We start from the raw sequence: 19563 nt of genomic DNA, 5'->3' as shown, positions 1-19563 counted from the left end.
GCGGAAGGCGTGGACGACGGCCGCCATGTCCTCGTCGCCGTGGCCTGCGGCCTCCGTCGTCCGGAACGCCTCCTCCACCGCGTCGACGACGTCGCTGCGAACCCCCGCACTGCGGACCGCCGCGGCGGGCGGGTCGAACGCCGTCCGCCGGACGAACGCCAGCGCATCGGGGGCGCCGACCAGCCGGTCCATCCCGGCGTCCTCCCACTCGACGGAGATCGGGCCGTCGTACCCGATCGTGTTGAGCATCCGGAAGCACGCCTCCCACGGCACGTCGCCGTGCCCCGTCGAGACGAAGTCCCAGCCCCGGCGCGGATCGGCCCACGGCAGGTGCGAGCCCATGCGGCCGTTGCGGCCGTTGCCGACCTGACGCTTCGCGTCCTTGCAGTCGACGTGGTAGATCCGGTCGCGGAAGTCCCACAGGAATCCGACGGGGTCGAGGTCCTGCCACACGAAGTGGCTCGGGTCCCAGTTCAGCCCGAACGCCTCCCGCCGGCCGACGGCCTCCAGCGCCCGCACGGCCGTCCAGTAGTCGTAGGCGATCTCGCTCGGGTGCACCTCGTGCGCGAACCGGACGCCGACCTCGTCGAACACGTCGAGGATCGGGTTCCACCGGTCGGCGAAGTCGCGGTAGCCGTCGTCGATCATCGACTCGGGCACCGGCGGGAACATCGCCACCGTCTTCCAGATCTTCGACCCGGTGAAGCCGACGACCGTGTCCACGCCCAGCGCCGCAGCGGCGCGGGCCGTCACCTGCATGGCCTCGGCCGCGCGCTGCCGCACACCCTCGGGCTCGCCGTCGCCCCACACGCGCGCGGGCAGGATTCCCTGGTGACGCTCGTCGATCGGGTCGTCGCAGACCGCCTGGCCGGTGAGGTGGTTGGAGATCGCGAAGACCTGCAGACCGTGCTTCTCCAGGATGTCGCGGCGGCCGCGGACGTAGGCGTCGTCCTCCACCGCAGCCCACGGGTCGAAGTGGTCGCCCCAGCAGGCGATCTCCAGCCCGTCGTAGCCCCACTCCCCCGCGAGCCGTGCGACCTCCTCGAACGGCAGGTCGGCCCACTGGCCGGTGAACAAGGTGATCGGTCGCGCCATTACTCCTCCGCCACTTTCTGCCAGCTTCCGGACGACGCCGACTTCTCCACGGCGTCGAGCACGAGCTGCACCCGCAACCCGTCCGCGAACGACGGCACCGGGTCGCGGCCCTCCCCGATGTCCCGGACCAGGTCGACGACCTGGTGGGTGAACGCGTGCTCGTAACCGAGCAGGTGCCCCGGTGGCCACCACGCCCCGACGTACGGGTGGGTCGGCTCCGTGACGAGGATGCGGCGGAACCCGGCGGTGTCGGGGTCCCCTCCGTCATCGGCACTGCGGCCGTCGTAGAACTCCAGCTCGTTCATCCGCTCCTGGTCGAACGCGAGCGACCCGCGGCTGCCGTTGAGCTCGATCCGCAGCGCGTTCTTGCGCCCCGTCGCGAAGCGGGTGGCCTCGAACGACGCCACCGCGCCCTCGGCGAAGCGGCCCAGGAACAGGGCCGCGTCGTCGACGTCCACGGTCCCCTTCTCGGCGGTCCCCGAGGCGGCGAGCCCGCTCGACGCTGCGGGCCCCTCGATCTTGGCAGGCAGGGGCCGTTCCCGGATGAAGGTCTCGGTCAGCGCCGAGACCCCGGTGAGCACGTCACCGGTGAGGTACTGCGCCATGTCGACGATGTGCGCGCCGATGTCGCCGAGGGCCCCCGACCCCGCCGCGCTCCGCTGCAGCCGCCACACCAGCGGGAACTCGGGATCGACGATCCAGTCCTGCATGTACTGCGCGCGGACGTGCCGGATCTCGCCGATCCGGCCCTGCTCGACGAGCCGCCGGGCCAGCGCCACCGCCGGAACGCGCCGGTAGCTGTAGCCGACCATGCTGCGCACGCCCTGGGTCGCCGCCTTCTCCGCAGCGGCGACCATCGCGCGCGCCTCGTCGACGGTGTTCGCCAGCGGCTTCTCGCACAGCACGTGCTTGCCGGCCTCCAACGCCGCGATCGCGATCTCGGCATGCGTGTCGCCGGGCGAGCAGACGTCGACCAGCGCCACGTCGTCGCGGGTGAGCAGAGCACGCCAGTCGGTCTCGACCGACCGCCACCCCAGCTTCTCCGCCGCGGCGCCGGCCTTCGCCGCGTCGCGGCCGCAGAGCACGGTCAGGTCCGGCTGGAGCGGGAGGTCGAAGAACCGCCCGGCCGTCCGCCACGCCTGGGAGTGCGCCGCGCCCATGAAGGCGTAGCCGACCATGCCGACGCCCAGCTGGATCCCCCGGGGAGTGCTCATCAGGACTCGAAGCCCAGCGGCAGGTACTGCGCCACGTTCTCCTTGGTCACCGTGGCCGACGCCAGCGTGATCGACGCGGGCACCTCCTGCTCCACCAGATCGCTCATCCCGCGGCCCTGTGCGATGAGACGGGCCAGGGCCACCGCGGAGCCCGCCATCGTCGGCGGGTAGGTCACGGTCGCCTTGAGCACGGTGTTGTCGGCCTGGATGGCGCGCATCGCGTTGGCCGACCCGGCGCCGCCGACCATGAAGAACTCGCTCCGGCCGGCCTGCTGGATCGCGGCGAGCACGCCGATGCCCTGGTCGTCGTCGTGGTTCCACACGGCGTCGAGGCGGGGCGCGGCCTGCAGCAGGTTCGCGGTCACGCGCTGCCCGCCCTGCGCCGTGAAGTCGGCGGCCTGGCGCGGTCCGACCGAGAACCCGTACGTCGCCAGCGCGTCCTTGAACCCGCGGCTGCGCTCCTGGGTGAGCGGCAGACTGTCGATGCCGGCGATCTCCCCGATGATCGGGTTCGCGACGTTGCGCTGCTTGAGCTGGGTGCCGATGTAGTTGCCGGCACTGACGCCCATGCCGTAGTTGTCGCCGCCGATCCACGTCCGGTAGGCCAGGGGCGAGTCGAAGACCCGGTCCAGGTTGACCACCGGGATCCCGGCCTGCATCGCCTTGGTGCCCTGCGACGTCAGCTGGCTGCCGTCGTTGGGCAGGATCACCAACGCGTTGACCTTCTGGTTGATCAGGGTGTCGATCGCGGCGATCTGCTGGGTGATGTCGTTGGTGGGGTTCACCGGCGCGAACGTCACGTCAGGGAACTTGCCGGCCTGGGCCTGGGCGTCCGCCGCGATCGCGGCGATCCAGCCGTGGTCGGCCGCGGGCGCGGAGAAGCCGATCGTGACCGGCCGGCCCGGCGCAGCCGGGGCCGCACCGCCGGCGGTGGGACCTCCGGCCGCCGGTGCCGCAGCGGGTGGCGGCGTGTTGCTCGTGCACGCCGCCAGCGCGGCACCGGCGCCGACCGCGACCGCTCCGGCGAGGAAGCCGCGGCGGCCGAGGGAGCGGACGGGTTCGGGGAGATCGGGCATCGTCGCCCTCCTTGTACTCGGGGGTCAGGTGGAGTCGGGGGGTGTTTACGTGTCCGCGCGGCGGGCGCGGCTCTGGAACAGCACGGCAGCCACGATGATCAGGCCCTTGGCGATGTTCTGGACCTCGGTCGCCAGGTTGTTGAGGATGAACAGGTTGGTGATCGTGGTGAACACGAGCACGCCGAGGATGGAGCCGATCAGCGTGCCGCGGCCGCCGGTCAGCAGGGTCCCGCCGATGATCACCGCGGCGATCGCGTCGAGCTCGTAGAGCGTGCCGTGCGTGCTGGACCCCGTCGTCGTCAGCGACGCGATCATGATCGCCGCGATCCCGCAGCAGAGTCCGGAGATCACGTAGAGCAGCAGGGTGTGCCGTCGCACGTGCAGGCCGGCGAGCCGGGCCGCCTCCGGGTTGCCGCCGATCGCGAAGGTCCGCCGCCCGAACGTCGTGCGGTTGAGCAGGACCCAGCCGACCGCGACCACGGCCGCGAAGATGTAGACCAGCAGCGGGATGCCGAGCACCCGGGTGGTCGCGATCGCCGCGATGGTCGGGTCGGTGACGATCTGGCTGCGCTTGCCCGAGATCCGCTCGGCGAGCCCCTGCGCGGAGATGAGCATCGCCAGCGTCGCGATGAACGGGACGATGCGGCCGTAGGCGATGAGGGTCCCGCTGACGAGCCCGCACCCGGCGCCGACCGCGAGCGCGCAGAACACCATGACCACAGGTCCGTAGGCCTGGGTCGCCAGTGTCGTCGCCCAGACCGACGCCAGCGCCATGACCTTGCCGACCGACAGGTCGATGCCCCCGCCGATGATCACGACCGTGACCCCGACGGTGATCACACCAATGATCGAGGCCGAGGTCAGGATCGTGAGCAGGTTGCTCGTCGTCGCGAACGTATCGGCGGTCGAGACCCCGATGACAACGAGCACGACGAGCACGGCGACGAGGCCGAGGTTGCGCCCCGCGCCGGTGTCCAGGGCGCGGGCGAGGGCGGACGGGCGGTCCGCCCGCGCCGCCGCCGTCTCCACGCGGCCCTGCTCGGCGGCGGGTGGCACCGGCGGGGTCACCACCGTCTCCGCCCCCCTGTCGTTGCCGGTCACAGGTGACTCCCTTCCCGGTCTCGGCCCTCCATGACGAGGTCGAGCACCCGCCCCTCGTCCAGCTCGGTCGCCGGCGCCTCGCGCACGACCTGCCCCTCCCGCACGACCAGCACGCGGTCGGCCAGGCCGAGCACCTCCGGCACCTCGCTCGACACCATGAGTACGGCCACCCCGCGTGCCGCGAGCCTGCGGATCAGTGCGTAGATCTCGCTGCGCGCCCCGACGTCGACGCCCCGGGTGGGTTCGTCGAGCAGCAGCACGGAGCACTCCTCCAGCAGCCAGCGCGCGAGCACCACCTTCTGCTGGTTGCCGCCCGACAGCGTGCGTACCGGGCGCGTCGGGTCGGGCGGGCGCACGTCGAGCTGCGCCGTGACCTCGGCGGCGGCCGCGAGCTCCGCCCCACCCTGCAGGAAACCGGCCCGGGCGAAGCGGCCCAAGGCCGGGAGCGAGACGTTGCGGTACACCGGCTCGTTCATGAGGAGGCCCTGGCTCTTGCGCTCCTCGGGCGCCAGCCCCATCCCGGCCCGCACCGCCGCAGGCACCGACCCACCCGGCAGCTTCTTCCCCCGGACCCGGACGGTGCCCGTGGTCGGGCGACGCGCCCCGTAGACCGTCTCGAGGATCTCCGACCGCCCCGAACCCACCAGCCCGGCCAGTCCGACGACCTCGCCGGCGCGCACGGTGAACGACACGTCGGCGAACTCGCCGCGCCGGCCGAGGCCGTCGACCTCGAGGACCACGTCTCCGGTGGGCGTCGGCCCGCGGTCGGGGAAGACGTACTCGATGGCCCGGCCGGTCATCAGGCGGATGACCTCGGCCGTCGGGGTCTGCGGTGCGGGGAGGTTGCGGGCGACGGTCCGGCCGTCCTTGAGGACCGTGACCCGGTCGCCGATGCGGCGGATCTCCTCGAGGCGGTGCGAGATGTAGACGACCGCGACGCCGTCCGCCGTCAGCTCGCGGACCACGCGGAACAGGTTGTCGACCTCGTCGGCGTCGAGCACCGCCGACGGCTCGTCCATGACGATCAGCCGCGCGTCGCGGGACAGCGCCCGCGCCATGCTGACGATCTGCTGGCCCGCCGCCGACAACCGGCCCAGCTCGCGCCGGGGCGGGATCTCGGGGTGGCCCAGCCGCCGCAGGAGCGCCCGCGCCGCGTTCTCCGCGGACCGCGGGCTGCTGAACCCGAACCTGCCCGGCTCGTGGCCCAGGACGATGTTCTCCGCCACCGACAGCCCGGGCACGAGGTCGAGCTCCTGGTGGATCGTGGCGATGCCGGCCGCGTCGGCGTCGTGCGGCGAGCCGAACACGATCGGGCTGCCTGCCCAGCGGATCTCACCCGAGTCCGGGCGGTGCGCGCCGGCGAGGACCTTGATCAAAGTCGACTTGCCCGCTCCGTTCTGGCCGAGCAGGCAGTGCACCTCGCCCGCCGCGACGTCGAGGTCGACCTCGTCGAGGGCGCGGACACCGGGGAACTCCTTGACGATGCCGCGCATCTGCAGCAGCGGCGTCGGGAGATCGGACACCGTCGGGTCCAGCTCGGAGCGCTCGGGCTCGGCCATGCCTCCACCTCGTCGTGCGGGAACGTGCACGAAACCTAGGAGTGTTGACCAGTGCCGTACAACAACCGAATAATGACTTTTCGTGTCATTTGACAGTCGAAATACGGAGCCGTCGCCGCTGCCCCAGTTGCGGTTGAGCGCACCCGTCCTCTCGGCTCGCCTCGACGGTCCGGTGACCCTCAGCACGCTGGCCCGACTCGTCGCGTCCGGTGCCGCGGTCAGCAAGGCGGACCTCGTGCAGGCGGCCGGCCTCGCCCGCACGACGGTGAGCAGCGGCGTCGACGAACTGCTCGACCGCGGCGTGCTCCGGGTCGTCGGCACGCGTCCGACCCCGGGACGCGGCCGCCCCGCGGACCGGCTCGCGCTGTCCCCGCGCGGCGGGCACGTGCTGGTGGCCGACCTCGGTGCGCACGGTGCGCACCTGGCCGTCGTCGACCTCAGCCAGACGCTGCGCGCCCACGTGCACATCGACATCGACGTCGCCGAAGGACCCGACGCGGTGCTCGCCGCCGTCGAGTCGCAGCTGCGTGCACTGCAGGCGCGAGCATCGGGCGGCGCTCCGGCGCGGGCGGTGGTGATCGGAGTGCCGGGACCCGTCGACGGCCAGCACGGCGTACCGGTACGCCCGCCGATCATGCCCGGCTGGCACGCCTACCCCGTCGCCGCGCGCCTGCGCCGCACGTTCGGCTGCCCGGTCCTGCTGGAGAACGACGTCAACCTGCGCGCTCTCGGCGAGGCGCGTGCGCTGCCCGCGGACCAGGTACCGCTGCTGTTCGTGAAGGTCGGCACCGGGATCGGCGGCGGGCTGATCACGAGCGCCGGGGAGCTGCACCACGGCGTCGACGGTGCGGCGGGCGACATCGGGCACATCCGGGTGCGCGGCGGCTCGGACGTGCGGTGCGTGTGCGGCAACGTCGGGTGCATCGAGGCTCTGGCGTCGGCCGGCGCGATCGCCCGTCGACTCGGCGCCGAGGGCGCCGCGGAAGCGAGCGTCGCCGAGGTCCGTGCTCTCGTGGCCCGCGGCGACCCGACGGTGCTCCGGCTGGTCCGGGAGGCGGCCGAGCTGATCGGCGAGGTCGTGGCCACGCTCGTGCACTTCTACAACCCCGCGCGGGTGACCATCGGCGGATCGGTCGCGGCGGCGAGCGACGACCTCCTCGCAGGGATCCGCAGCGTCGTCTACCAGCGGGCGCTACCGCTCGCGACGCGCAACCTCGTGCTGGCCAACAGCGTGCTGGGCGAGTTCGCGGGGGTCGCGGGAGCCGCCGTGCTGGGGATCGAGCGCGTGCTCTCGGCGGGTGGGATCGGCACTCTGATGGAGGCCGGCGGTTGAGGCCCCGCTCCGCTTGACGTCGCCTGCGACGGCCAGCAGGCTCGGCCCGCGACGCTCGGCCGACGGAGGGCCGGCGCAGGTGCGGGAGGAGACCCGGTGGCACGTCAACCGGAACAGCGGATCGCCGGAGCGCCGATCTCGTGGGGTGTCTGCGAGGTCCCCGGCTGGGGGCACCAGCTCTCCCCCCAGCGGGTGCTGACGGAGATGCGCGAGGTCGGTCTCTCGGCCACGGAGGTCGGCCCCGACGGTTTCCTGCCCGCCGATCCGGCGAAGCTCGCCGGCACGCTCGCCGAGCACGACCTGCAGGCCGTCGGCGGGTTCGTCCCGGTGGTGCTGCACGTGCCCGGACACGACCCGGCACCGGCGGTCGACCGGGTGCTCGACGGGTTCGTCGGCGCGGGGGCGAAGACGCTCGTGCTCTCCGCCGACAGCGGGCTGACCGGCTACGACTCGCGTCCCGTCCTGGACGACGAGGGCTGGGCGACGCTGCTGGGAAACCTGGACCGGCTGGCTTCGCTCGCCGCGGACCGCGGGATCCAGGCCGTGCTGCACCCGCACGTCGGGACCATGGTCGAGAACCCCGACGACGTGCGACGAGTGCTCGACGGCTCCGGCATCGCCCTGTGCCTGGACACGGGACACCTGCTGATCGGCGGCACGGACCCGGCGGAGCTGACCCGCCAGGTGCCCGATCGGATCGCGCACACGCACATGAAGGACGTCGACAACCGCTTCGCGCGGCGCGTGCAGGACGGCGAGCTGACCTACACCGAGGCTGTCCGCGAGGGCATGTACCGGCCGCTGGGGTCGGGCGACGTCGACGTCGCGGCGATCGTGGGCTACCTGGAGGGCCACGGTTACGACGGCTGGTACGTCCTGGAGCAGGACACGATCCTGCCCGGCGACCCGTCGGGCGAGGGTCCGGTGGGCGACGTCCGCACGAGCGTCGAGTACCTGCGCGGGTTGTTCGCGAAGGGCGGGGCGTGACGGAGCCGCTCCGGGTCGGCATCCTCGGCGCGGCCCGGATCACCGAGCTCTCGCTGATCGGACCGGCGCGGACCACCGGCGACCGGCTCGTGGCCGTCGCCGCCCGCGACCGGTCGCGCGCCGCGGCGTTCGCGGCACGGCACGGCGTCGAGCGGGTCGCCGACTCCTACGCGGCGCTGCTGGACGACCCCGAGATCGAGGTCGTCTACAACCCGCTCGCGAACGCGCTGCACGGGCCGTGGAACCAGGCGGCCGTGCAGGCGGGGAAACACGTGCTGACCGAGAAGCCGTCGGCGAGCAACGCCGAGGAGGCCCGCGAGGTCCGCGACGTGGCCGAGAAAGCCGGCAAGACGGTCATGGAAGGCTTCCACTACCCGTACCACCCCCTGCACGCCCGGCTGCTGGAGCTGGCCACGTCCGGGGAGCTGGGCGAGGTGCGCGCCGTCGAGGTCCACATGGTCATGCCGCCGCCGGGTGACGACGACCCCCGCTGGCAGCTCGACCTCGCGGGCGGCGGGCTGATGGACGTCGGCTGCTACGCGGTCCACGCGCTGCGGATGCTGAGCGGCGCGCTCGGTGGCGCGCCCCGGTTGCTCGGTGCCCGGGCCGGGGAGCGCGACCCCGGCGTCGACGCCTGGCTCGACGCCGACCTCGAACTCCCCGGCGGGATCCCGGCGACGCTGCGGAGCGGGATGAACGGGGCGGAGTACGACTTCAGCTACCGGCTGACGGGGTCGCGCGGGGAGGCGTACGCGCCGGAGTTCGTCCGTCCGCACCTAGGCGACACGCTCGAGGTGACCGGCCCGGACGGGACCCGGGTCGAGGAGCTGGGGCGCCGCTCGTCGTACACCTACCAGCTCGAGGCGCTGGCCGCGCACTTGCGCGACGGCTCCCCCGTGCTGACGGACGCGGACGACGCGGTCGCCAACATGGAGCTGGTGGACGAGGTGTACCGCGCGGCCGGCCTCGCCCCCCGCCCGCGCACCGCCCCGGTCACCTGACCCCCGCGAGTCCTGCGTTCCGGCACGCGAGTCTTGCGATCCGGCACACCCAGCCGGCGTCTCGATACGGACGGACCGACGGCGTTCGGGTATGACTGAGCGGTGACAGGACAGCATCTCGGTTCCGACGGGCAGGGCACGGCGACCGTGGGGCTGCCCTCGGTGTTGCTGGCGCTGTCCGTGGTCCTCGTCGCGATCAACCTGCGGCCCGCCGTCGCCGGGGTCGGGCCGGTGCTGCCCGAGCTGCGTGCCGGCCTGCCGCTCTCGGGCGCCGGTGCAGCCGTGCTGACCACCCTGCCGGTGGTGTGCTTTGGCCTGCTCGCGACTGTCGCTCCGCGGCTGGCGCGCCGGTTCGGCATCGAGCCCGTGCTGGCCGGGGTGATGGCGGCGCTGGCGGCGGCAGCTCTCGTCCGGGTGCTGGACGGACCACCGGTGCTGTTCCTCGGCACGGTCGTGGCCGGCGGCGCGATCGCGATCGGCAACGTCCTGCTGCCCCCGCTGATCAAGCGCGACTTCCCCGACCGTAGCGGTCTGATGATGGGCGTCTACACCATGGCCGTCAGCGGGGCCGCCGCTGTGGCGGCCGGGCTCGCGGTGCCGCTGGCCGATGCGACGGACCTGGGGTGGCGGGGCGCGCTGGGGGCATGGGCAGTGCCCGCAGCCGTCGCTGCGCTCGTGTGGGTGCCGCGGATGCGCGGCCACACACGTCCACCCGCGTCGCCTGCAGCGGGGCGTTCGCTGGTGCGCGACCCGCTGGCGTGGCAGCTGACCGTCTTCTTCGGCCTCCAGTCGCTGTCGTTCTACGCGATGTTGGGCTGGCTGCCGTCGATGTACCGCGACTTCGGCGCCACACCCGCCGTCGCAGGTTTCCTGTTGTCGTTCTCCGGACTCGTGCAGATCCCCGTGTCGCTCGTCCTGCCGGCACTGGCCAACCGGGCCACCCGTCAGGTCGGGTACGCCATCGGCGCCACCGCAGTGATCGGCATCGGGCTGCTGGGGGTGCTGCTGGCACCGATGGCGGCGCCGTACCTGTGGGTCGGGCTGATCGGCGCCGGTCAAGGCGCCTGCTTCGCGCTGGGCCTCAACCTGTTCGTGCTACGGACCGAGCGGGTGGCCGACACGGCGCGGGTGTCAGCGATGGCCCAGAGCATCGGCTACACGCTGTGCGCCTTCGGGCCGCTGCTCGTCGGGCTCCTGCACGACGCCACCGGCTCGTGGACGGGCCCACTGGTGCTGCTGCTGGCGCTGATCGTGCCGCAGGCGGTGTCCGGGGCGCTCGCGGGGCGGAACCGCACGGTACGGGGCTGAACGACGTACTCGAACGCAAGACTCGTGTACACCAGCGCAAGACTCGCGTGCACGAACGCGCAACTCGCGCGTGGTGGGCCGAGCTACGCGGTGCGGCGCCGCGGCAGGCCGGGGAGGGCGGTGTCGAGCAGGGGGTCGAGCAGGGGGGCCTGCAGGCGCGCCCAGGGTGACAGCACGCTGTCCGGAGCCTCGGCGGCGGCGAGGAACGCGTCCCAGTCCCACCACACCCACTCGGCCACCTCATCGGGCGCCGGCTCCGGATCGCCCTCGAGCCGACAGACGTAGACGGGGCACAACTCGTTCTCCTCGACGGCGCCGTCGGAGGCGCGGTAGGAGAAGTCCGGCAGCAGCAACGTCAGGTCGCGGGCTTCGACGCCCAACTCGTCGCACAGGCGGCGGTGCACCGCGGCGGCGATGTCCTCGCCGGGTGCCGGGTGGCCGCAGCACGTGCCGGTCCACACCAGCGGGAAAGCGCGCTTGTCCGGCGCGCGGCGGGTGACCAGCAGGCGACCGGCGGCGTCGAAGCCGTAGCAGGAGAACGCGAGGTGGCGCGGCGTGGTGGGGCCGTGGACGGTCGCCTTGTCGGCGACACCGACGGGCCGACCCTCGTCGTCGACGAGCACCACCTCTTCGCGGACGGATTCCTCGCGGAGGTTGCTGGTGGTCACCGGCGGTCCTTTCAGGAGTGCGGGGGATCAAGACCAGCGTCCCAGACGGACCCCGGCCCGGCGCGCCGAAGGCGTACCCCGGTCGCCTGTCACTCGAAGTCGGCCACGCCCTCCGCGTCCTCGGTGGCGTCGTCCTCGCTCGCGTCGTCGCGTTCCTCGGCGTCGTCCCGGTCGGCGACGGTGTCCTCGTCGACCTCGTCGACCTCGTCGACCTCGTCGACCTCGTCGACCTCGTCGACCTCGTCGTTCCGCTCGTCCCCGTGCGCACCGGTCCTGGGACCGTCGTCCTCGTCCGAATCCCGGTCCGTCTCGAACCACGACCATTCGGGCCGGTCGTCGTCGTCAGCCGTCTCGAACCACGACCACCCCGACCGGTGGTCGTCGTGGTCATGCGCGCCGTGCCCGTCCTCGCGGTCGTGGTCGTGCTCGTGGTCGGCACGGTCACGCTCGCGGTGGTCCCGGTCGTCATGGTCCCGATGGGAGTGATGGTCCCGATGGGAGTGATCGTGCCGGGCGACGTGGTGCTCGACCTCGCTGTCCGGAGCACGGTGCCGTCCGCCGGACCGGCGCCCCTCACCCCGGTCCTCGTCCGCGCAGGCCAGGTCCAGCAACGCGGCCGCGTCGGCCGGTCGCGGGGTCGGTACCCGGAGCCGCCCGACATCCGCACGGTGCCGTGCGGGCCGATCCTCTCGGTGTTCGATGGCGCTGGCGACCTGTTCCGCGAGCGTCTGCTCCTTCGAACGGGACGCCCACCCCGTCGACCCCGTCGATCCCTGGCGCATCCGCGGCGGCGCCGCAGGGTGCGGACGCGCCGACCGCGGTGGCGTGATCCGCGGGACGGTGACGGCCGGCGCCGGGACGAGCTGCGGTAGGGCGATCGCCGGTGGCGGAACCTGCACTGCGGGAACCTGCGGCACCGGAACGGAGGGTGCCGGAACGACGGTTTCGGGCAGCGGGCCCGCCTGCGGTCCGGGGCCGAGCGCTTCGGCAGGTTGGTCCGACACCGCCTGGTCGCCCGAGGTGAGCACGACGGTCACCGCCGCGCCGCACGCCAGCAGCCCCGCCAGTGCGGCGCCGATCCGCGCGTCCCACAGCCGGCCCGGTGCCACGTCCGGACCGAGCAGGTCCCGGACCGGCCACTGGGACGGCCGCAGTCCGCGACGATGGCTCGCCATTTCACCACTCCGCGCGTCCACCGTCGGCGACCCTCTGTCCTCCGACTCTCACGCGGCGTAACGACAGGCACGACATCGCGTTGCGAAACTCCTGATATCACCCGACAGAGGGGCGACAGGGGGCGACGAGCGGGCTGTCCTCGGATATGTCAGAAGCTGGATCCGAGGCGGACGGTCGCCTGCAGGTGCGCCCCGGCGACGGACGCTCCCGTCACGGGTCCCGCGTGCGACCGGAACCGTGCAGCCTCTTCTTCGCGGGGAGCCGGGATCACCGGCTCGAGCGCCGACGCCGCGCGTTCCGGTGCGTCGGGATGCGGGCGGGGCGCAGGCACCGACGAGTTCGACTGGGCGCCGAGCGCCAGAACGGCTCCGACGGTCGCGGCGACGACGCCGGCCGACCGCGGTAGGAGCGAGGGCCGGCGCACCGGCTCGACGAGACGGTGGCGGCCACGGGGGACGTCGGCGCTGCTCACGAATCCGAGATACCCGCTCTGTCGGCAGTGATCCATCCGGGCACCCATCCGATCGGGTGATGTCGCGCAACCTGACGAACCCTGCTGCGTCTTGTCACTTCCGGTGGTTCGCACCTCCCGACGGAGGGACTCGCGCAGGCACTCGGGGCACCTGAGACGGGTGAGCGGGTCACGGGTGGGGTCGCGTACCCACCCGTGACCCGCTCGAGGTCACCTCAGCCGAGCGAGGGCGCTACTCGACGCCGTCGTCCTGCGGGCCACCCGTCCCGGCCAGGTCGGCCGGATCCGTGGTGCCCTGCGGGTCGTCCTCGACCGTCAGGTTGCCCGCGGGCTCGTCGGTCGATCCCGCAGCAGCGGCGTCGCTCGCCGCGTCGTCGGGGTCGGTCCGGTCGGATATCTGCTCTGACATCCTGCCCTCCTCCTGCGGCCCCACGTCGGACCGCTTCGATGCGGGATTCCCGGCACTCGCCTTCCTAACCCGGAGCTATCCCAACTTCGGCTGGATCAGCGTCTTGATCATGCCGTCCTGCTTCTTCTGGAACGTCGCGTAGGCCTCCGGTGCGGCGGCCAGCGGCAGCCGGTGGGTGGCGAAGTCATCGACGCCCAGAGGGTCGGCGTCGGTGAGCAGCGGCAGGATGTCGGGCGCCCACCGGTGCACGTTCGCCTGCCCCATCCGCAACTGCACCTGCTTGTCGAACAACTGGAACAGCGGCAGGGGGTCCGCCGAGCCGCCGTAGACGCCCGACAAGGAGATCGTGCCGCCTCGCCGCACCATGTCGATCGCCGAGTAGAGCGCGTTCAGCCGGTCGACGCCCGCGTGGCGCATGAGCGGGTTGGCCACGACGTCGGGCAGCAGGCCCACGAGCTGGTGGGCCGCCTTCCCCACCGGCGAGCCGTGCGCCTCCATGCCGACCGCGTCGATCACGGCGTCGGGGCCACGACCACCGGTCAGCCCGCGGACGACGTCGCCGAGGTCCTTGCCGTGCTGGCGCAGGTCGATCGTCTGGACGTCGTTCTTCCGCGCACGCTCCAGGCGCTCGGGCACGAGGTCGATGCCGATCACCGTCTCGACGCCGAGGTGCTTCGCGATGCGCGTGGCCATGTCGCCGATCGGCCCGAGGCCCAGCACGGCCAGGGAGCCGCCGGGCCGGACACCCGCGTACTGCACGGCCTGCCAAGCGGTGGGCAGCACGTCCGACAGGTAGACGAACCGGTCGTCCGGCGGCCCGTCCGGCACCTTGATCGGCAGTGTGTTGCCGAACGGCACCCGCAGGTACTCGGCCTGTCCACCCGGGACCTGCCCGTAGAGCTTGGTGTAGCCGAACAGCGAGGCGCCGGTGCCGTACTCGTGCACCTGCGTCGTCTCGCACTGGCTGTGCAGCCCCTGGCCGCACATGAAACAGGTGCCGCACGAGACGTTGAACGGCACGACCACGCGGTCGCCGACCTTGAGCTCGGTGACACCGGACCCGACCTCGGCGACGACGCCCATCGGCTCGTGGCCGAGGATGTCGCCCTCGCCGAGGAAAGGCCCGAACAACTCGTAGAGGTGCAGGTCCGACCCGCAGATGCCGGTCGAGGTGACCTCGACGATCACATCCGTCGGGTCCTGGATCGTCGGGTCGGGCACGGTGTCGACGCGGACGTCCCGCTTGCCGTGCCAGGTGAGTGCTCTCATCGAAGTTCCCCTTACTCGTGCCCAGGACTATTCGGCGGAGCCGGGCTCGGCCATCTGCCGGTGCATGGCACCCTTGACCGAGTCCGGCAGCACCTTGGCCGCCATCCCCTGCGCCTTGGTGCCGAGCCCGCCGGCGACGATCTTCTTGTCGCCCTTCATGAGCGCCTCGAAGCCCTGCTTCGCGACCTGCTCGGGGCTGTCCTTGCTCGACGCCCCCACCTTGGTGTCGTCCATGTCGGCGCGGTGGAAGAAGTTGGTCTCGGTCGGGCCGGGCATCAACGAGGTGATCGTGACCCCGCTGTCCTTGAGTTCCTCCTGCAAGGCCTCCGCGAACGACTGCAGGAACGACTTGGACGCGTTGTAGACGGACTGGAAGCTGCCCGGCATCGTCGAGGCGATCGACGAGGTGATCAGCACCCGGCCCTCGCCGCGGCCGTTCATGTCGCGCAGCACGAGCTTCGCGAGGCGCACGGTGGAGCTGATGTTGGTGTCGATGATCTCCTGCTCGTCGGCGATGTCGGTGTCGAGGAACGCCCCGCCCTGCCCGACACCGGCGTTGAGCGCGGCGGCGGCCAGCGGGCGGCCGGTCGCGGACACCGCGGACCACACCGCGTTCACACCGTGCTCGTCGCGCAGGTCCGCCTGCACCTCGTGCACCGTCGCGCCGGCACTGCGCAATTGCTGCGCGGCGGCGGCGAGGCCGGCGTCCTCCGCGTTGACGATCAGATCGAAGCCGTTGTCGGCGAACTGGCGCGCCAGCTCCAAACCGATGCCGCTGGAGGCACCGGTGACGAGGGCGAGTGAGCGGTCGGTCATGCAGGCGGCATACCCACCGATCGGGCGACTACGCCTTGGCCGCCGGCCGGGCCAGGAGCACGGTCGCCAGCAGCGCGGCCACCGCACCGCCCGCGACGACTGCGGCCATCGGCAGCGCCGTACCCTCCCCGCCCGCCGCGAGCAGCGGGGTGACCAGCACACCGCCCGCGAACATCAACGCACCCAGGACGGCCGAAGCCGATCCGGCCGCGGACGACCGCTCGATGCCGAGCACGGTCGCGTTGGCGGACACCAGGCCGCGGCTGGCGACCACGACGAACAGCGGCACGAGCACGGCGACCAGCCCGGCACCGGCGGCGACGGTCACCAGCAGCAGCACCGCCGCGACGGTCGAGCCGAGCAGCCCGACCACGAGGATCCGGTGGACCGGGTACCGCCTGACGAGCCGGGCGTTCAGCAGCCGAGGTCGGTCTGGCCGAGCTGGTCGACGGCGCCGACTTCGTCGAGATGCGGGCCGAGTCGGGCCTGCGCACCCAGGTCGACGCGGCCTTCACCCGAGCCGGCGTGCACCGCGGCGTCGCCTTCGCCCTCGACACGTCGGATGCGGTGGTGCGCTACGTCGGGCTGGGTCTGGGCGTGGCTGTCGTGCCGGCGTCCACCGCCGCGGGACAGGTCGGAAACGGGGACGTCGCCGCGGTGCCCCTCGACGACCCCGGGGCCCGCCACCCGGTGAGCCTGGTCCACCGCCGTCCCGAGCCCTCCGCTCCCGCCGCCCGCGCCTTCCTCGCCCTCCTCCCCCACCTGTGACGCACCCGAGCGATCCGCGAGTCCGTCACTTCGACAGCGCGAGTCCGTCACTTCCACAGCGCGAGTCCGTCACTTCGGCCGGGCGTGATGCCACATTCGCGCTGAAGAACACACGGACTCGCGCTGATGAACACACGGACTCGCGCACACTGGAGGCGTGACCACGTTCGATCCCGCGAAGGCGACGCTGGAGGCCCTCGACGCTGCGCGGCGGCGCAGGGGGCGGGCGCTGGCGGCGGCCGGGCTGGGCCCACGCACCACGGCGTCGACGGTCGTCGACGTGGCACCCGGGGTGCGCCTGCACACCTACGCCGGCGACGGGAACCCCGTCCTGCTGGTGCCGGCGCCGATCAAGCGGTCGTACCTCTGGGATCTCGAGCCACAGGTCAGCGTCGTGGAGCACGCGCGGCGTCGCGGCCTGCGTCCGTTCCTCGTGGAATGGGCCGACCAGCCCGCCGACGCCGACGCCGGCCTCGCTCACTACGCCGACACGCTGCTGGTGGCCTGCCTGGACACCGTGACCGAGCAGACCGGTTCAGCGACGGCCGCCGTGGCGGGCCACTCACTGGGCGGCACCCTCGCGGCGGTCCTCGCCGCCCGCCGGCCGGAGCGGGTGTCCGCGCTCGCCGTGCTCGAGGCACCGCTGCAGTTCGGCGCCCTCGCCGGGCGGTTCGCGCCGTTCATCGCCGCCACATCCCCTGCGGTGGTGGACCATCTCGCCCGGGGCGGGGTACCCGGCGCCTTCCTCGACGTGGTGAGCGCGGCGGCGTCGCCCCGAGAGTTCGCCGCCGAGCCGCGCATCGACCTGCTGCGCAGCCTGAGGGACCCCGCGGCGCTGCGCACGCACCTGCGCGTGTTGCGCTGGGCGTCCGACGAGTTCCGCATGCCCGGCGCCCTGTTCCGCGACGTCGTCGAGCAGCTGTACCGCGACGACGCCTTCGCCCGCGGCACGCTGGAGATCGCCGGCGAACGGGTCGGTCCCGCCACGCTGACCGCACCGTTGACCACGGTCTTCGCCCCGCGCAGCGCGGTCATCCCGCCGTCGTCGGTCGTGCCCGTGCACGAGGCGGCCGCGTCGGCGGACAAGCTGCTGCTGCACTACACCGGCGAGGTGGGTGTGGCGCTGCAACACGTCGGCGTGCTGGTGGGGCGCGCGGCGCACCGTGACCTGTGGCCGCGCATCCTGGACCGGCTGGGTGCCACGGGCTGACGCCGTGTGCCAGGGTGGGCGCGTGGCTGCTCCCGGCTCGCCGAACCACCTCCACACGGCGCACGACCTGGCCGTCCGCCTCGCCCGGCAGGCAGGCGAGCTGCAGGTACGCGAGCGGGCGGGCATCACCGCGCACACGGTCAAGGCCCACGCCAACGACCTCGTGTCGCACGTCGACCTCGCCAGCGAGGCCCTGATCGTCGAGGGTCTGCGCGCCGCCTTCCCGGACGACGGCGTGCTCGGTGAGGAGGGTGGCGGCGTGACCGGTAGGAGCGGGCGGCGCTGGATCGTCGACCCGCTCGACGGCACCCGCAACTACCTGGCGGCAGCAGGCCCCTGGTCGGTGTGCATCGCGCTCCAGGACGGCCCCACCGACGACGACCTCGCCCTGGCCGTCGTGCACGACCCCGTCGTCGGCGAGACCTTCAGTGCGATCTCGGGCGAGGGCGCGTTCCTGGACGGCGTGGCGGTCACCGCCTCGGACCGCACCCGGCTCGGCGAGGCGATCGCCGGCCTCAGCTTCGACCCGTCCGCCGCGACGAAGCAGCTCATGGTGGGCGTCATCGGTGCACTGCTGCCGGAGGTCGGCGACATCCGCCGCATCCCCTCCGCGCTGGATCTCGCCTACCTCGCCTGCGGCCGCTTCGACTGCGCGGTGCTGGCCGGGACCAAGATCTGGGACGTCGCCGCCGGGATGTTGCTGGCCCGCGAAGCGGGCGTCGTCCTCGGCGGCATCGACGGCCACCCCTCCCCGGCCCTGATCCTCGCCGCGGCGCCCGGACTGTGGGAGGCGTTCTCGACCAGCAATGCGGCTGAGCACGCGCTCGGCGCCGCTGCTGCGCTGCGCGGTACCGGTTCCTGAGACAGCAGCCGCCGCGCCCGTGCCCGGGCTCGGCGCTGCCCGGCCAACCACTCGCGGCCGAGCAGGACGAACAAGGCGACGTGCACCGGCGCCGCGCCGTAGTACATGAGCAGTCCCGCCGCCTCGGCTTGTGCCACCGGTACGCCCGGCGGCGGTGCGGCGTAGAGCAGCTTCGCGAGCACGTCGTGCGCGGCCACGGCCGCCACGAGTACGCCGACCCGCACGACGAGCCCGGGCCGGTGCGGGGCCGGGTCCGGGCCGATCAGCGCGAAGGCGAACAGGTATCCGGCCAGCAGCATGTGCACCTGCAGCAGCAGCGGTGACACCTCGGAGAGCAGCGCGGTCCGGTACATCAACCACAGGCCCCCGACATCGAGCAGTGCGGCGACGGCCGGGTGGGTGAGCACGGCCAACGGCCGGCGGCGGAGCAGCCGGCCCAGAGTGCGGGCGTGTTCGCGTGGCAGGGCGCGCAGCGCGAGCGTGATCGGCGCGGCCGTCACCAGCAGCAGCGGGGCGACCATCCCCAGCAGCAGGTGCCCCACCACGTGCAGCCGCAGGTCGTGCGCGCCGCCGAGGGACCACACGGCGACGCCGGCCACCGCGGTCCCGATCCCCAGCAGCCACCGCACCGTGCGCCCCGCAGGCCACCCGACCCCACGGGAGGCCGCCACGTAGACGACAGCGGCCGCCACCAGCAGGGCCGCCAACAGCTCCGCCTCGACCAGCGCGACCGGGCCGTGGTGGGTCACGCCGGCTGCCGTGCCGCCCGGCCGGTCGTGGCGATCAGCCCCAATCCGGCGAGCAGGAGCCCGGACGCGATCACGATCCACGCGACGTCGTACGGCACGAGGTCGACGCCGTAGCGGATCTGGTGCAGCCCGAACAGCTTGTGCTGCACCAGGCCGTCGTAGAGCTGGAAGAACCCGGCTCCGGCCAGCCAGCCTGCGAGGAACCGCCGTCCCCAGAAGGCGTGATCCCGCCTCAGGTCGGCGACGAGGAACAGGGCCGCGACGGTCGCGAACCAGCTGAACGCGTGGAACAGCCCGTCGGAGACGAGCCCGACGTCCGAGGTCGAGCGGTCGTAGAAGTGGTGCCAGTGCAGCAGCTGGTGGAACACGGTCTCGTCGATGAAGGCCACGGTGCCCAGGCCCAGCAGGACGCCGGCCGCGAGGGTGCGGCCGGCTCGCGAAGCCTGGTCGGTGGTCGGTGCGGTCACGGCGGCGACGTACCCGAAACCTC

Annotated in this window: 20 protein-coding genes and 1 pseudogene; 7 read left to right on the top strand and 14 right to left on the bottom strand. The window is 72.8% G+C overall.

Annotated features, from left to right (window positions below; translation table 11 throughout):
* From RM445_RS22565 to RM445_RS22545, 5 genes are all read right to left on the bottom strand, one after another.
* A partial coding sequence (locus tag RM445_RS22565) for a sugar phosphate isomerase/epimerase family protein (protein ID WP_311558818.1) occupies positions 1 to 1095 on the bottom strand: 1095 nt, incomplete at its 3' end.
* A complete protein-coding gene (locus tag RM445_RS22560) occupies positions 1095 to 2309 on the bottom strand; it encodes a Gfo/Idh/MocA family protein (protein WP_311558817.1) in 1215 nt (404 codons plus the stop codon). The genes RM445_RS22560 and RM445_RS22565, both read right to left, overlap by 1 nt.
* Positions 2309 to 3385 (bottom strand): substrate-binding domain-containing protein, encoded by a 1077-nt coding sequence (locus RM445_RS22555; RefSeq protein WP_311558816.1) that lies wholly within the window; start codon positions 3383 to 3385, stop codon positions 2309 to 2311. Before RM445_RS22555 ends, RM445_RS22560 begins: the two co-directional genes overlap by 1 nt.
* A 45-nt stretch (positions 3386 to 3430) precedes the next feature.
* On the bottom strand, positions 3431 to 4363 hold the full coding sequence (locus RM445_RS22550; protein WP_311558824.1) for an ABC transporter permease: 933 nt from the start codon (positions 4361 to 4363) through the stop codon (positions 3431 to 3433).
* Between the two features lie 119 nt (positions 4364 to 4482).
* Entirely contained in the window at positions 4483 to 6045 is a 1563-nt protein-coding gene (locus RM445_RS22545; protein WP_311558815.1) for a sugar ABC transporter ATP-binding protein, read from the bottom strand.
* Between the two features lie 172 nt (positions 6046 to 6217).
* Here RM445_RS22545 and RM445_RS22540 point away from each other — a divergent pair, with 172 nt between their 5' ends.
* From RM445_RS22540 to RM445_RS22525, 4 genes are all read left to right on the top strand, one after another.
* Positions 6218 to 7378 (top strand): ROK family protein, encoded by a 1161-nt coding sequence (locus RM445_RS22540; protein ID WP_311558814.1) that lies wholly within the window; start codon positions 6218 to 6220, stop codon positions 7376 to 7378.
* A 96-nt stretch (positions 7379 to 7474) separates the two neighbouring features.
* On the top strand, positions 7475 to 8365 hold the full coding sequence (locus tag RM445_RS22535) for a sugar phosphate isomerase/epimerase family protein (RefSeq protein ID WP_311558813.1): 891 nt from the start codon (positions 7475 to 7477) through the stop codon (positions 8363 to 8365).
* Complete coding sequence (locus tag RM445_RS22530; RefSeq protein WP_311558812.1) at positions 8362 to 9366, top strand: Gfo/Idh/MocA family protein; 1005 nt, start codon at positions 8362 to 8364, stop codon at positions 9364 to 9366. The genes RM445_RS22535 and RM445_RS22530 overlap by 4 nt, the downstream gene beginning before the upstream one ends.
* 102 nt (positions 9367 to 9468) lie before the next feature.
* The gene (locus RM445_RS22525; protein ID WP_311558811.1) at positions 9469 to 10674 is read left to right on the top strand and encodes a CynX/NimT family MFS transporter; all 1206 of its coding nucleotides are present in this window, start codon (positions 9469 to 9471) and stop codon (positions 10672 to 10674) included.
* A gap of 83 nt (positions 10675 to 10757) precedes the next feature.
* Here the strand turns inward: RM445_RS22525 and idi are convergent, their stop codons facing one another.
* The 7 genes from idi to RM445_RS22490 form a co-directional block, all read right to left on the bottom strand.
* Entirely contained in the window at positions 10758 to 11342 is a 585-nt protein-coding gene (idi, locus tag RM445_RS22520; protein WP_311558810.1) for an isopentenyl-diphosphate Delta-isomerase, read from the bottom strand.
* 89 nt (positions 11343 to 11431) lie between these two features.
* Positions 11432 to 12517, bottom strand: a complete 1086-nt coding sequence (locus RM445_RS22515; RefSeq protein ID WP_311558809.1) for a hypothetical protein — start codon at positions 12515 to 12517, stop codon at positions 11432 to 11434.
* Positions 12518 to 12666: 149 nt separating this feature from the next.
* A complete protein-coding gene (locus RM445_RS22510) occupies positions 12667 to 12990 on the bottom strand; it encodes a hypothetical protein (RefSeq protein ID WP_311558808.1) in 324 nt (107 codons plus the stop codon).
* A 232-nt stretch (positions 12991 to 13222) separates the two neighbouring features.
* Positions 13223 to 13399, bottom strand: a complete 177-nt coding sequence (locus RM445_RS22505) for a hypothetical protein (RefSeq protein ID WP_311558807.1) — start codon at positions 13397 to 13399, stop codon at positions 13223 to 13225.
* Between the two features lie 75 nt (positions 13400 to 13474).
* Positions 13475 to 14668, bottom strand: coding sequence for a zinc-dependent alcohol dehydrogenase (locus RM445_RS22500; RefSeq protein WP_311558806.1), 1194 nt, complete (start codon positions 14666 to 14668; stop codon positions 13475 to 13477).
* Positions 14669 to 14695: 27 nt separating this feature from the next.
* On the bottom strand, positions 14696 to 15484 hold the full coding sequence (locus tag RM445_RS22495) for an SDR family NAD(P)-dependent oxidoreductase (protein ID WP_311558805.1): 789 nt from the start codon (positions 15482 to 15484) through the stop codon (positions 14696 to 14698).
* 28 nt (positions 15485 to 15512) lie between these two features.
* Complete coding sequence (locus RM445_RS22490) at positions 15513 to 15857, bottom strand: hypothetical protein (RefSeq protein ID WP_311558804.1); 345 nt, start codon at positions 15855 to 15857, stop codon at positions 15513 to 15515.
* A 59-nt stretch (positions 15858 to 15916) separates the two neighbouring features.
* Between RM445_RS22490 and RM445_RS22485 the strand changes: the two genes are divergently transcribed.
* From RM445_RS22485 to RM445_RS22475, 3 genes are all read left to right on the top strand, one after another.
* The gene (locus tag RM445_RS22485; protein ID WP_311558823.1) at positions 15917 to 16252 is read left to right on the top strand and encodes a LysR family transcriptional regulator substrate-binding protein; all 336 of its coding nucleotides are present in this window, start codon (positions 15917 to 15919) and stop codon (positions 16250 to 16252) included.
* Positions 16253 to 16409: 157 nt separating this feature from the next.
* A complete protein-coding gene (locus tag RM445_RS22480; protein WP_311558803.1) occupies positions 16410 to 17462 on the top strand; it encodes an alpha/beta fold hydrolase in 1053 nt (350 codons plus the stop codon).
* A 22-nt stretch (positions 17463 to 17484) separates the two neighbouring features.
* A complete protein-coding gene (locus RM445_RS22475) occupies positions 17485 to 18324 on the top strand; it encodes an inositol monophosphatase family protein (protein ID WP_311558802.1) in 840 nt (279 codons plus the stop codon).
* 56 nt (positions 18325 to 18380) lie between these two features.
* Here the strand turns inward: RM445_RS22475 and RM445_RS22470 are convergent.
* Positions 18381 to 18995: pseudogene (locus tag RM445_RS22470) on the bottom strand (cytochrome c oxidase assembly protein); the annotation flags it as partial.
* 74 nt (positions 18996 to 19069) lie between these two features.
* Entirely contained in the window at positions 19070 to 19540 is a 471-nt protein-coding gene (locus RM445_RS22465; RefSeq protein ID WP_311558801.1) for a DUF2243 domain-containing protein, read from the bottom strand.
* Positions 19541 to 19563 lie beyond the last annotated feature (23 nt).

This window comes from Pseudonocardia charpentierae (assembly GCF_031845345.1).
Taxonomy (GTDB): Bacteria; Actinomycetota; Actinomycetes; order Mycobacteriales; family Pseudonocardiaceae; genus Pseudonocardia; species Pseudonocardia charpentierae.
The sequence above is the reverse complement of the archived record's forward strand: the minus strand, read 5'-3'. Positions and strand labels throughout refer to the sequence as shown.

What these genes read in the sequence shown, in the direction of transcription:
- RM445_RS22515 (WP_311558809.1), bottom strand. Translation starts at nt 12,517, where the DNA reads ATGGCGAGCCATCGTCGCGGACTGCGGCCGTCCCAGTGGCCGGTCCGG.
- RM445_RS22500 (WP_311558806.1), bottom strand. Translation starts at nt 14,668, where the DNA reads ATGAGAGCACTCACCTGGCACGGCAAGCGGGACGTCCGCGTCGACACC.
- RM445_RS22560 (WP_311558817.1), bottom strand. Translation starts at nt 2,309, where the DNA reads ATGAGCACTCCCCGGGGGATCCAGCTGGGCGTCGGCATGGTCGGCTAC.
- RM445_RS22555 (WP_311558816.1), bottom strand. Translation starts at nt 3,385, where the DNA reads ATGCCCGATCTCCCCGAACCCGTCCGCTCCCTCGGCCGCCGCGGCTTC.
- RM445_RS22505 (WP_311558807.1), bottom strand. Translation starts at nt 13,399, where the DNA reads ATGTCAGAGCAGATATCCGACCGGACCGACCCCGACGACGCGGCGAGC.
- RM445_RS22495 (WP_311558805.1), bottom strand. Translation starts at nt 15,484, where the DNA reads ATGACCGACCGCTCACTCGCCCTCGTCACCGGTGCCTCCAGCGGCATC.
- RM445_RS22545 (WP_311558815.1), bottom strand. Translation starts at nt 6,045, where the DNA reads ATGGCCGAGCCCGAGCGCTCCGAGCTGGACCCGACGGTGTCCGATCTC.